13 protein-coding genes are annotated in these 11304 nt (G+C 68.8%); 7 read left to right on the top strand and 6 right to left on the bottom strand.

Features of this window, described 5'->3' with window-relative positions; all coding sequences use genetic code 11:
• The first annotated feature begins 19 nt into the window (after window positions 1–19).
• From mtnC to ACYQ7X_RS12880, 5 genes are all read left to right on the top strand, one after another.
• The gene (gene mtnC, locus ACYQ7X_RS12860; protein WP_459697611.1) at window positions 20–715 is read left to right on the top strand and encodes an acireductone synthase; all 696 of its coding nucleotides are present in this window, start codon (window positions 20–22) and stop codon (window positions 713–715) included.
• Window positions 716–777: 62 nt separating this feature from the next.
• Window positions 778–1359, top strand: a complete 582-nt coding sequence (locus ACYQ7X_RS12865) for an alpha-ketoglutarate-dependent dioxygenase AlkB (RefSeq protein ID WP_459697435.1) — start codon at window positions 778–780, stop codon at window positions 1357–1359.
• Between the two features lie 2 nt (window positions 1360–1361).
• On the top strand, window positions 1362–1904 hold the full coding sequence (locus ACYQ7X_RS12870; RefSeq protein WP_459697437.1) for an NUDIX domain-containing protein: 543 nt from the start codon (window positions 1362–1364) through the stop codon (window positions 1902–1904).
• 120 nt (window positions 1905–2024) lie between these two features.
• Window positions 2025–2726 (top strand): response regulator transcription factor, encoded by a 702-nt coding sequence (locus tag ACYQ7X_RS12875; protein ID WP_459697438.1) that lies wholly within the window; start codon window positions 2025–2027, stop codon window positions 2724–2726.
• Complete coding sequence (locus ACYQ7X_RS12880; RefSeq protein ID WP_459697439.1) at window positions 2726–4438, top strand: stimulus-sensing domain-containing protein; 1713 nt, start codon at window positions 2726–2728, stop codon at window positions 4436–4438. Before ACYQ7X_RS12875 ends, ACYQ7X_RS12880 begins: the two co-directional genes overlap by 1 nt.
• A gap of 106 nt (window positions 4439–4544) precedes the next feature.
• Here the strand turns inward: ACYQ7X_RS12880 and ACYQ7X_RS12885 are convergent, their stop codons facing one another.
• Genes ACYQ7X_RS12885 through ACYQ7X_RS12895 form a run of 3 tightly spaced genes read right to left on the bottom strand, consistent with a single transcriptional unit; the run spans window position 4545 to window position 7490 of the window.
• Entirely contained in the window at window positions 4545–5438 is an 894-nt protein-coding gene (locus tag ACYQ7X_RS12885) for a prephenate/arogenate dehydrogenase family protein (RefSeq protein ID WP_459697440.1), read from the bottom strand.
• Window positions 5431–6555, bottom strand: a complete 1125-nt coding sequence (hisC, locus tag ACYQ7X_RS12890; protein WP_459697441.1) for a histidinol-phosphate transaminase — start codon at window positions 6553–6555, stop codon at window positions 5431–5433. The genes ACYQ7X_RS12885 and hisC overlap by 8 nt, the downstream gene beginning before the upstream one ends.
• Window positions 6552–7490, bottom strand: coding sequence for a chorismate mutase (locus ACYQ7X_RS12895; protein WP_459697442.1), 939 nt, complete (start codon window positions 7488–7490; stop codon window positions 6552–6554). Before ACYQ7X_RS12895 ends, hisC begins: the two co-directional genes overlap by 4 nt.
• Before the next feature lie 165 nt (window positions 7491–7655).
• Between ACYQ7X_RS12895 and metX the strand changes: the two genes are divergently transcribed.
• Complete coding sequence (gene metX, locus ACYQ7X_RS12900) at window positions 7656–8813, top strand: homoserine O-acetyltransferase MetX (RefSeq protein WP_459697443.1); 1158 nt, start codon at window positions 7656–7658, stop codon at window positions 8811–8813.
• A complete protein-coding gene (gene metW, locus ACYQ7X_RS12905; protein ID WP_459697444.1) occupies window positions 8813–9463 on the top strand; it encodes a methionine biosynthesis protein MetW in 651 nt (216 codons plus the stop codon). The genes metX and metW overlap by 1 nt, the downstream gene beginning before the upstream one ends.
• A 15-nt stretch (window positions 9464–9478) precedes the next feature.
• Here the strand turns inward: metW and ACYQ7X_RS12910 are convergent, their stop codons facing one another.
• The 3 genes from ACYQ7X_RS12910 to ACYQ7X_RS12920 all read right to left on the bottom strand — a co-directional run bounded on the left by ACYQ7X_RS12910 (window position 9479) and on the right by ACYQ7X_RS12920 (window position 11294).
• Window positions 9479–10348 (bottom strand): helix-turn-helix domain-containing protein, encoded by an 870-nt coding sequence (locus tag ACYQ7X_RS12910; RefSeq protein ID WP_459697445.1) that lies wholly within the window; start codon window positions 10346–10348, stop codon window positions 9479–9481.
• A gap of 7 nt (window positions 10349–10355) precedes the next feature.
• Window positions 10356–10775, bottom strand: a complete 420-nt coding sequence (locus tag ACYQ7X_RS12915; RefSeq protein ID WP_459697446.1) for a nuclear transport factor 2 family protein — start codon at window positions 10773–10775, stop codon at window positions 10356–10358.
• An 87-nt stretch (window positions 10776–10862) separates the two neighbouring features.
• Entirely contained in the window at window positions 10863–11294 is a 432-nt protein-coding gene (locus tag ACYQ7X_RS12920) for an organic hydroperoxide resistance protein (RefSeq protein ID WP_459697447.1), read from the bottom strand.
• Between the last annotated feature and the right edge of the window lie 10 nt (window positions 11295–11304).

Consider the following 11304-nt stretch of genomic DNA (forward strand, 5'->3'; position numbering starts at 1 on the left):
AGAGGCCGGGGTGGTGGCGCTGCATCCGGTGGAGGCGGTGCTGCTTGATATCGAAGGCACCGTCGCCCCCATCAGCATGGTGCGGGAGAGGCTGTTTCCCTTCGCCCGAGCACGCATGGCCGAGTACCTCGCAGACCACGCCGAGGATGCAGAGGTGCGCGCGCTGCTAGCGGAGACCCGCGCCCTCGCCCCCGAGGCCGATCCCCTGGCGGCCTTGCAGCGCTGGAGCGATCTCGACGAGAAGGTGACGCCGCTCAAGACCTTGCAGGGGCTGATCTGGCGGGAGGGCTATGCCTCGGGCGCGCTGACCGCCGCCTTCTACCCGGAGGTGCCGGCGCTGCTGCGCTACTGGCACCAGGAAGGGCTGCCGCTCTACGTCTATTCCTCGGGGTCGGAGGAGGCGCAGCGCGGCATCTTCGGCCATAGCCAGGATGGCGATCTGGTGCCGCTGTTTCGCGGCTTCTTCGATACCCGTATCGGCGCCAAGCGCGAGGCGGCGAGCTTTCGCGCCATCCGCCAGGCGATCGGCTTGCCCGCCGGGCTCATCCTCTTCCTCTCTGATGTCGAGGCCGAGCTCGATGCCGCGCTCGCCGCCGGCTATCGCACCTGCCAGCTGGTGCGGGCGGAAGACGGCACCCTGGCCGGCCAGCGCCACCCGGCCGCCGCCTCGCTCACCGAGGTCGCGCGGCTCTTCACCCTGCCGCAACCCGCCTGAGCGATCTCTTCGCAAGCGCCGGCCTCGCGCCGCCCGCGGCCCAAGCCCCGCTGCCGGGCGGGATGCGCCTGCTGCCGGGCTTCGCCGAGCCCGCCGCCCTCCTGCCGCTTATCCGCTCAATCGAGGCCGCTGCCCCCTTCCGCTTCATGAAAACGCGGCGGGGCGGGCAGCTTGCCGCGGCGATGACGAGCGCGGGGGCCTGCGGCTGGATCAGCGATGCCCGCGGCTACCGCTACGAAAGCCATGATCCGGAGAGCGGCCGGCCCTGGCCGCCGATGCCCGATGCCTTCCAGGCGCTCGCCGCCGGTGCTGCGGCTGCCGCGGGCTTCGCCGGCTTCACGCCCGATACCTGTCTCATCAACCGCTATGCGGTCGGCAGCGGCATGGGGCTGCACCGCGATGCCGACGAGCAGGATTTCGCCCAGCCCATCGTCTCGGTCTCGCTCGGCCTGCCCGCGCTCTTCCTCATCGGCGGCGCCGAGAGGGCGGATAAGCCCCGCCCCCTGCCGCTGGCGAGCGGCGATGTCCTCGTCTTCGGCGGGCCGGCGCGGCTGCTCTTCCACGGCATCCGACCGATCCGGCGCGGGGCGGACCCGCTCTTCGGCCCCTTCCGCTACAACCTGACCTTTCGCCGCGCGAGGTAAGCATGGCCGATGCCATCACCCAGCTTTCCACCCGTCTCGTCTATGAGAACCGCTGGCTGCGCCTGCGGGAGGACCGGGTGCGCCGGCTCGATGGCGCAGAGGGCATCTATTCGGTGCTGGAGCGGGCGGATTTCGCGGTGATCTGCCCCTACGAGGATGGCCGGCTGCATCTGGTGCAACAGTTTCGCTATCCGGTGGCCGAGCGCGTCTGGGAATTTCCCATGGGCACGCTGGAGCCGGGCGAGGACCAGGATGCCGCCTCCCTCGCCGCGCGCGAGCTGAGGGAGGAGACCGGGCTGATCGCCGCCGAGATGCGGCTGATCGGCACCCTCTTTCAGGCGGCGGGCTATTCGAACCAGAAGGGCCATGTGTTTCTGGCGAGCGGCCTGGTGGCCGAGGCGGCGGCGCCGGAGCCGGAAGAGCAGGATATGCGGGCCGAAAGCTTCCCCCTCGCCGCGGTGGAGCGGATGATCGTGGCGGGCGAGATCCGCGACGGCATCACCATCGCGGCCTTCGCCCAGGCGCGGTTGCAGGGGCTTTTCTGAGCGGGATGTGATCCGCGCCACCGGCCTTCGCGCGATGGCGCGGCGGGCCGAGAGCGGTTATGAGAGAGTCTTTCGGCTCGCTCCTCTCGCCGGGCCGCCCAAGGCGAAAGCTGGTTTTCGATGAAACACACGATCGCGCTCGTCGATGATGACCGCAACATCCTGGCGAGCGTCTCCATGACGCTGGAGGCCGAGGGCTTCCAGGTGCGCACCTTCACCGACGGCGAAAGCGCGCTGCAAGGGCTGATCGCCCGCCCGGCCGACCTTGCCGTGCTCGACATCAAAATGCCGCGGATGGATGGGATGGAACTCCTCCAGCGATTGCGGCAGAGGAGCGCCATGCCGGTCATCATGCTGACCAGCAAGGACGAGGAGGTGGACGAGCTGATGGGGCTCCGCCTCGGCGCGGACGACTATATGAAGAAGCCCTTCAGCCAGCGCCTGCTCCTGGAGCGCATCCGCACGCTGTTGCGGCGGAACGAGGTGAGCCGCGCCGAGGGCTCGGGCGTCACGCCCTCGGGCGTCATCGTGCGCGGCGATCTCACGCTCGACGAGACCAAGCATCAATGCCTGTGGAAGGGGCGGGATATCCAGCTGACGGTGACGGAATTCCTGCTCGTCAAGGCGCTGGCGGCGCGGCCCGGCATGGTCAAATCCCGCGATCAGCTGATCGACGCCGCCTATGGCGAGAATATCTACGTGGACGACCGGACGATCGACAGCCACATCAAGCGGGTGCGCAAGAAGTTCCGCGTCGAGGACGACAATTTCGACCAGATCGAGACGCTCTACGGCATCGGCTACCGCTACAAGGAAAACTGATGCCGGACGGGGCCGCCATCGCCAAGCCGGCCCAGGCGGCGGCGGGCTCCGCCTCGCAGCCGGCGATGGCGCCCCGGCGGCGGCTCGCCTCGCCCTTCCTCCGCCGCATCCTGCTCGTCAACGCCCTGCCGCTCGCCCTGCTCGTCATCGGGCTGCTCTATCTCGACCAGTATCAGAACGGGCTGATGAACGCCGATATCTCGGCGCTGCGGGAACAGGCGCGGATCTATGCCGGCGCGCTCGGCGAAAGCGCGGTGCAGCAATCCTCCTCGGGCGATCATGCGGCGCTGGTGCCCGATCTCGCCCGGCCGCTGCTCTACCGCCTGACGGACCCGACGCCTTTTGCCCAGGCCCGCCTCTTCGGGCCGGACGGCAATATCCTCGCCGATAGCCAGGTGCGGCCGGGGGCGGGCGGCGCGATCGTGACGGAGCCGCTGCCGCCACCGGCCTCGGGCGGGCTCTTCACCCGCATCGTGAGCTGGCTCTACGATCATGTGCTCGCCTGGGCGCCGACCGCGGGGGGCATTCCCGTCCGCCAGCTCGACAAGGCGGATGGCGCGGATTGGCAGCCCGATCTCAAGGCCGTGCTCGCGCTGCGGGGCAAGGATTCCGGCCAGGAAGTGCCGCCCTATATCCGCCGCACACCGGATGGGCGGCTGCTGGTGACGGTCGCCGAGCCGGTGACGCATGATAACCAGACGGTCGGGATGATCCTGCTCACCCATGATGCGCGACGGGTGGATCAGGCGGTGCTTTCCGTCCGCATCTCGATCCTCGGCCTGTTCTTCGTCGCCCTCATCCTCACCGTGCTGCTCTCCTGGTATCTGGCGCAGACGATCGCGCGGCCGATCCTGCAGCTCGCGATCGCGGCCGAGAACATGCGCGAGGGCCAGGGCCGCACCGGCACGGTGCCGCCGGGGCTGCTCGCGCGCGGGGACGAGCTGAGCGTGCTCGCCCAGGCGCTGGCCGATTCGGCCGCCGCCCTCTGGGGGCGCATGGATGCGATCGAGCGGTTCGCCGCCGATGTCTCGCACGAGATCAAGAACCCGCTCTCCTCCATCCGCAGCGCGATCGAGACGCTGCGGCGGGTGGAGGATGCCGGGCAGCGGCGCAACCTCCTCGCCATCATGACGGATGACGTGCTCCGGCTCGATCGGCTGATCACCGATATCTCCGATGCCTCGCGGGTCGATGCCGAGATCTCCCGCGCCGCGCCGCAGCGGCTCGATATCACCGCCATGCTCGGCGCGCTCGCTGATATCGACGATGCGACGCGCGGCCCCCATGCGCCGCGGCTCCGCCTGCGGGAGGATGTGAAGCCGGGGCTGATGGTCGCCGCGGTCGAGGGGCGGCTCGCCCAGGTGCTCGGCAATCTCATCGGCAATGCCCGGTCCTTCAGCCCGCCGGACGGGCTCATTGAACTCGCCGCCCGCGACCTGCCGGAGGGGCTGGTGGAGATCACCGTGTCCGACGAGGGGCCGGGCATTCCGGAAGGCAAGCTCGAAAGCATCTTCGAGCGCTTCTATTCCGAACGCCCGGCGAGCGAGAGCTTCGGCAAGCATTCCGGCCTCGGCTTATCCATCAGCAAGCAGATCATCGAGGCGCTCGGCGGCAGCATCCATGCCGAGAACCGCCGCGGGGAGGATCAGGCCGTGCTCGGGGCCCGCTTCGTCATCACCCTGCCCAAGGCGCGCGGCGGCGGGGAAGCATGAAAGACGTTCTTTCTTGTAAGAAAGAACCGGATAGCCGTTCCGTGCGGTATCCAGAATGAAAGTCTTTTTGCTTCTTTTTCTCCAGAAAAAGAAGATCTGACCGACCTTACGCCTGCTTGATCTCGATCAGCCCGCGGCGGATCTTGCGCCCGCGCAGCACCCGGTCCTCGATATAGCCAGCGTCGCCCCAGCGGATGGCGCGGGCCATCGCCTGCGCATCCTCGGTGAAGCGGGCCAGCATCTCTAAGAGCGCCTCGCGATTGTTGAGGAAAACGTCCCGCCACATCACCGGATCAGACGCGGCGATGCGGGTGAAATCGCGAAAGCCGGAGGCGGCGAAGCGCAGCACTTCCTGGCGCGTCTCGTCGGCCAGATCGTCCGCCGTGCCGCAGATGGTGAAGGCGATGAGATGCGGCAGGTGGCTGACGATGGCGAGCACCCGGTCATGATGCGCGGGCTCCATCTCCTCCACCATGGCGCCCAACCGCTCCCACAGCGCGCGGAGGCGGGCGACGGCCGCCGGCTCCGTGCCCGCCGGCGGCACGATGAGGCAGTAGCGCCCCTGGAAAAGCGTCGCGAAGCCGGCATCGGGGCCCGAGAACTCGGTGCCCGCCAGCGGATGGGCGGGGACGAAATGCACGCCCTGCGGCACCAGCGGGCCGACATCGCGGATCACCGACAGCTTGGTCGAGCCGACATCGGTGAGAACCGCGCCCGGCGCCAGATGCGGCGCGATCTGGCCCATCACCTCGGCGAGCGCGCCGACCGGCACGCAGAGCATGACGCAATCGGCCCCGGCGACGGCCTGGGCTGCATCCTCCTCCACCCGGTCGGCGATGCCGAGCGCGCGCACCCGGGCGCAAACCGCCGCGCTCGCATCGGTGGCGATGATCTCCGCCGCCGCCCCGCTCTCCCGCGCCGCGCGGGCGACCGAGCTGCCGATCAGCCCGAGGCCGACGAGCGCGAGCCGCTGGAAAACCGGCGGATGCTCCTCAGCCATGGGCCCCGGCCGCCGCGGCATTGGCGCGCGCCTTGAAGGCTTGCAGGCAGGCGATGACGAGGCCGCATTCCTCATCGGTGCCGATGGTGATGCGCAGGCAATGCGGCAGCCCGTAGGAGCCGACCATGCGGGCGATGATCCCCGCCGCTTTGAGCGCCGCATCCGCCGCGCGCGCTTCCTGGGCGGTGCCGAAATCGGCGAGGAGGAAATTCCCCTCGGAGGGCCAGACATGGATGCCGGCCTCCGTCAGCGCCGTCGCCATGCGGGCGCGGGCGACGGTGTTATGGGCGCGGGAAATCTCCGCCCAGCGTGGCTCGGAGAGTGCCGCGACCGCCGCTTCCGCCGCCGTCTTGTTGACGTTGAAGGGTGGCCGCAGGCGGTTGAGCACGTCGATGATCGCCGGCGGCCCGTAGCACCAGCCGAGGCGGGCGCCGCCCAGGCCCCAGATCTTGCTGAAGGTGCGGGTCATGATCGTGTTCTGCCCGGCCTCGACGAGGCTGAGCCCGGCATCGTAATCCGCCCGCTCGACATATTCGGCGTAAGCGGCGTCGATCACCAGCAGCACATGCGAGGGCAGGCCCGCCCGCAGCCGGGCAAGCTCGGGGGCGGGGATCAGCGCGCCGGTCGGGTTGTTGGGATTGGCGATGAAGACGATGCGGGTCCGCTCCGTCACCGCGGCGATGAGCCCGTCGATATCGGGCACCATCGCCTGCTCCGGCACCTTGATGACGCGGCTGCCGGCGAGCGTCCCGAAGATCTCGTAGATCGAGAAGCCGTATTGCGACATCAGGATCTCGGTGCCGGGGCCGGCATAGGCGAGGACGAGCAGGTTGAGGATCTCGTCAGACCCGTTGCCACAGACGATGCGCGCCGGATCGAGCCCGAAATAGGCGCCGATCGCCTCGCGCAGGCGATGCGCGCCGCCATCGGGGTAGCGCGCCATGCCCTCGGCCACCGCCGCCATGGCGGCACGGGCTGCGGGCGGCGGGCCGAAGGCGCCTTCGTTGGAGGAGAGCTTGATGACGCGGGCAACGCCGGCCAGGCTCGATTCCCCGCCGACATAGGGCGCGATCGCCATGATCGCGGCATGCGGCTCGGGCAGGCGCGGGCCGCTCATGCCTCCTGCTCCCCGCTGAGTGCCACGGCATAGGCGCCGACGATCACCGCCGGTTCCTGCAAGCCCGCGATGCGGCCGAGCCGCGGATCATCCGCCGCGACGAAGCCATCGACCTCGAGCAGGAATTGCGCGATGCCCGCGCCCGCCGGGCGGTTGACGAGGGCGGAGAGCGGGGTGAAGCCCGCCGCCGTCACCGATTGCGAGAGCGAGCCGAGGCTGACGCGGGGATCGGTTTCGAGGGCGAGCAGCGAGATATCCTCGCCCGAAGGATCGGGCGGGGCGCTGGCGATGATCACCGCCTGCACCGAGGCCGTGCCCTCGGGCCGCGCGGTCCAGAAGGGCAGGCGGGCCACCACATGGATGCGGCCCTTGGTATTGTATTGCAGAAGCCCGGGCCACCAGCCGGGGCCGGCGGCTGCTTCGCCCGCCGCCTCGCCCGGCAGCGGCAGCACCGCCACGCTCGCCCGGCCTTCCACCACCTCGCCGATCGCCTGGGCCGGGCTGCGATAGACCCGCATCGGCGTCAGCGCGCCGAGATGCTCGCGCGCCGCGGCCTGGAAGCGGCCATCCATGGCCGGATCGCAGACAGCGACGAGCATGGTCTGCTGCTGGGCGACCGAGGCGGCAAAGATTTCCCGCCAGATGCGAATGACGCCGAAGGGCGGCAGCGCGCCGGTGCGCTGGCGCAGCAGGCGGCGCAGGATGGCGGCTTCCCGCCCGGGGCGCAGCGGCCCCGCGCCGCCGCGCTTGGTGGCGGCCACATCCTCCACCACCCGCGCGCGCTGCATCAGCAGGTCGAGCAGGCGATCGTCCAGCCGGTCAAGCTCGGCGCGGAGCGCGCTGAGCTGGTCGGCCGGCGAGGTGGCTGCGGCAGGGTCAGCCTCGGCGGCCGGCTCGGGGGCCGCTTCGGCGAGGGTTTCGGTGGAGGGCGGCATCGATCACAAACCGGCAGTTTCTGCGTCTCTTGAGTGATAGCGGAACGGGGCGGGGACGCAAGCGCCCGCCGCCCGCCCGTCGCCCGGCATGGCCGCCGAGCCGGTCTGCCTGCCGCGCCGCGCCGCCGGATTGCCGGCGGGCGCGCCGCATCCTATCAGAATGCGATGGACCAAGTGGAACCCCTGGCCGAGATCGCGCATCAGAGCATCCGCTTCCCCGAAGGGATGACGCTCGATTGCGGCCGCCGGCTGGCGAGCCTCACCGTCGCCTACCGCACCTATGGCACGCTCGATGCCGGGCGGCGCAACGCCATCCTCATCTGCCATGCGCTGACGGGGGATCAGTATGTCGCCGAAACCCATCCGCTGACCGGGCGGGCGGGCTGGTGGTCCAACCTCGTCGGCCCGGGCCTGCCGATCGATACCGACCGCTTCTTCGTCATCTGCGCCAATGTCCTCGGCGGCTGCATGGGGACGACCGGGCCGCAGAGCCCGCATGATACGCGGCCGGGCGAGCCCTGGGGGCGGGATTTCCCGCCGGTGACCATCCGGGACATGGTGCGCGCCCAGAAGATGCTGGTGGACCATCTCGGCATCGCGCAGCTTTTCGCCGTCGTCGGCGGCTCCATGGGCGGCATGCAGGTGCTGGAATGGGCGGCGACCTATCCCGAGGCCGTCTTCGCCGCCGTGCCGATCGCGACCGCGGCGCATCATTCGGCGCAGAACATCGCCTTCAACGAGGTCGGCCGGCAAGCGATCTTCGCCGATCCCGATTTCGAGGAGGGCGAATACTGGCGGAGCGGCATCACCCCTGCCCGCGGCCTCGCGGTCGCGCGCATGGTGGCGCACATCACCTATCTCAGCGAAGCGGCGCTCACCCGCAAGTTCGGCCGGCGGCTGCGCGATGCGCAAAGCCTCACCCTGCTCGGCGACAAGTTCGAGGTCGAAAGCTACCTGCAATACCAGGGCAGCGCCTTCGTCCGCCGGTTCGACGCCAATTCCTATCTCTGCATCACCCGCGCGATGGATTTCTTCGATCTCGCGGCCGAGCGTGGCTGCGATCTCGCCGCCGTCTTTCGCGGCAGCCGCACGCGCTTCTGCCTCGTCTCCTTCAGCTCCGACTGGCTCTTCCCGACGGCGGCGAGCCGCGAGGTCGTCAACGCGCTCATCCGCGGGGCGGCCAATGTCAGCTTCGTCGAGATCATGAGCGACAAGGGGCATGACGCCTTCCTGCTCGACGAGCCGGATTTCCACCGCACGCTCGCGGGCTTCATCGCCGGCTGCGCCGAGCATCGGGGCCTCGCGCCGAAGGAGCGCGGCTGATGCCGGATGGCGCACAGCGGGCCGAGCGGCAGGCCGAAGCGCAGCGCGCCATGCGCGTCGATCTGCAGCTCATCGCGGATCTCGTGCAGCCGGGGGCGCGGGTGCTCGATATCGGCTGCGGCGACGGGGCGTTGATCGGGCATCTCTTCCATACCCGCGGCTGCGATGCCCGGGGGATCGAGCTTGACATGGCGCTCGTCACCCGCGCGGTGGCGCATGGCCTGCCGGTGATGCAGGGCGACGCGGATACCGACCTCGTGCATTACCCGGACCAGGCCTTCGATTACGTCGTCCTCTCCCGCACGCTGCAGGCCGTGGAGCGGCCGCGCGAAGTGCTGCGCCAGATGCTGCGCATCAGCGCGCGCGCCGTGGTGAGCTTTCCGAATTTCGGCCACTGGTATCTGCGCGCGCAGCTGCTCTTCTCGGGGCGGATGCCGATGACGAAGAGCTGGAACCGGATGTGGTACGAAACGCCGAACATCCACCCTTGCACGATCCAGGATTTCTTCGATCTCTGCCGGGCGGAGGGCTATGTGGTCGAAACCTGGCTGGCGCTCGACGATGAAGGCCACCGCGCCCCCTGGCGCCGCTTCCCGGCGCTTGCCAACCTTTTCGGCGAGCAGGGGCTTTTCGTGCTGCGGCGGGGATAGGCGGCGCGCGGTGCCTCAGGCCACCGGGATTGCGTAGTGGAAGACCGAGTCTGCTGAATTCGCAAGATAGCCGGGGCCGTAGATTTCGATATCCGGGCCGCCGGTGTGCCGCTTGCCTGAGCCGAGCAGCCAGTTCGAGTAGATGTAGTTGACCGTGAGATCGACCGCCTGCGGCAGGCCGCGATGGGCGAAGCGCGCATAGGTGGCGCCCGGAACGGTCATCCTGGCCATGCCTTCGGGCAGGTTCTCGACGCGGCCAACGGCGGCGGCGGCAAAATACTCCAGCTCGTCCCCATCCTCCCTGAGCGGCCGCACGATGCCATATAATTCCGCGCCCAGCCGGCCGGGGATTTCGCGCACGCGCGGCATGAAGGCGGCCCAGAGCGCCGGCAGATGATCGCCGATGTTGTTCTTGTCGGAATCGATGCCATAGAACCGCGTGGAAAGCCCGACGAAAGACATGTCATCCAGCCGGATGAAGGTGGGATCGAGGGAAAGGTTCCGGTGAATGTGGCGGAGATATGCCTCGTCGATCATCACCTTGCCAGGAAAGAGCGACCTGTCCTTGATCCGCCGATAGTCCGTAGGCGTCATGCCGAAGCTCGCCTTGAAGGCGCGGCTGAAGGCTTCCTGCGATTCGTAGCCGGCCGCGATGGCGATATCGAGGATCCGCTCGTTCGTGGCGCGCAGCTTGTCGAGCGAGACGGCGAGCCGCCGGGACCGGATATAGGTCTTGACGGTCTCGTTGGTCAGCGCCTTGAAGATGCGTTGGAAATGCCACTGGCTGAGGCTGGCCGCCCGCGCAACGGCGGCGAGTGCGATCTCCTCATCGAGATTGGCCTCGATATAGTCGATGCCGGAGCGGACCTGCGCGAGATAATCCATCGCCGCCTCAAGCGCCCGGATCGAAAAACCCGGTCATCCGGTCGAGCATGCCGTCCGCATTGTACCGCCCATAGCTTATTCCGTCGGTGACGAAGGCGCCGTCCGCCGCCAGAAGATCCCAGCAGGCGATGGACTGGTTGTTGTGGGCGCGGAAATGCTTGACCCTGAAATGAGCGCCGGGCTGTTGCTCATGCAATTCCAGCATATAGGCGAGCAAGTCCTCATGGCCGGTCCGCCGCGTCAGCGGATCGTTATAGGCGCAATCGGGCGCGAGGCATTCGGCCATCAGGGCGCGCTTCGCCTCGACCCCGCCCGCGCCCCAGGCGCTGACATAGGTGTTCCAGGTCTTCTCGAAATGATCGGTCATCGCGACATTCTCCAGATGAGGCCCCAGTCCTAGCCCATCGAAACCTGCCGGTTCTGACATTTTGTGCGCTCTCCCGCCGCGATCCCGAGAGGGCGTGGTCGACGAGAAGCGGCGGGGGCGGCGCGTCGCCGCGCCACCCCCCTTCGATCAAGCGCGCGTGGTGGTCTTGATATCCACGTTCCCCTTCATCGCGTTGGAATAGGGGCAGATGGTGTGCGTCACGTCCACGAGCTGCTTCGCCTCCGCTTCGGCGAGGCCGGGCAGATAGACGTCGAGTGCGGCGGTGATGCCGAAGCCGCCTTCCGAACGCGGGCCGACGCCGATTTCGGCCGTCACCGTCGTGCCTTCCGGCACCTTGATCTTGGTCTGCCCGGCGGCCACGCGCATGGCGCCGAGGAAGCAGGCGGAATAGCCGAGGGCGAAGAGCTTCTCGGGGTTGGCGCCCTCGCTGCCGGGGCCGCCCAATTCCTTCGGCACGGTGAGCTGCAGCGCCATGCTGCCATCGGTGAGCGCGGTCTTGCCATCACGGCCGCCGCCGGTCGCGGTCGCACTCGTCGTGTATTTCGCATCTACGGGCATGGTCTCGTTC

The sequence above is a fragment of the Acidisoma sp. C75 genome (genome assembly GCF_054665095.1).

Coding starts and splice junctions, on each gene's coding strand:
- ACYQ7X_RS12870 (WP_459697437.1), top strand. CDS start 1,362: ATGGCCGATGCCATCACCCAGCTTTCCACCCGTCTCGTCTATGAGAAC.
- metX (WP_459697443.1), top strand. CDS start 7,656: ATGGACCAAGTGGAACCCCTGGCCGAGATCGCGCATCAGAGCATCCGC.
- ACYQ7X_RS12865 (WP_459697435.1), top strand. CDS start 778: ATGCGCCTGCTGCCGGGCTTCGCCGAGCCCGCCGCCCTCCTGCCGCTT.
- hisC (WP_459697441.1), bottom strand. CDS start 6,555: ATGAGCGGCCCGCGCCTGCCCGAGCCGCATGCCGCGATCATGGCGATC.
- ACYQ7X_RS12910 (WP_459697445.1), bottom strand. CDS start 10,348: ATGGATTATCTCGCGCAGGTCCGCTCCGGCATCGACTATATCGAGGCC.
- metW (WP_459697444.1), top strand. CDS start 8,813: ATGCCGGATGGCGCACAGCGGGCCGAGCGGCAGGCCGAAGCGCAGCGC.
- ACYQ7X_RS12880 (WP_459697439.1), top strand. CDS start 2,726: ATGCCGGACGGGGCCGCCATCGCCAAGCCGGCCCAGGCGGCGGCGGGC.
- ACYQ7X_RS12915 (WP_459697446.1), bottom strand. CDS start 10,775: ATGTCAGAACCGGCAGGTTTCGATGGGCTAGGACTGGGGCCTCATCTG.
- ACYQ7X_RS12885 (WP_459697440.1), bottom strand. CDS start 5,438: ATGGCTGAGGAGCATCCGCCGGTTTTCCAGCGGCTCGCGCTCGTCGGC.
- ACYQ7X_RS12875 (WP_459697438.1), top strand. CDS start 2,025: ATGAAACACACGATCGCGCTCGTCGATGATGACCGCAACATCCTGGCG.
- ACYQ7X_RS12920 (WP_459697447.1), bottom strand. CDS start 11,294: ATGCCCGTAGATGCGAAATACACGACGAGTGCGACCGCGACCGGCGGC.
- ACYQ7X_RS12895 (WP_459697442.1), bottom strand. CDS start 7,490: ATGCCGCCCTCCACCGAAACCCTCGCCGAAGCGGCCCCCGAGCCGGCC.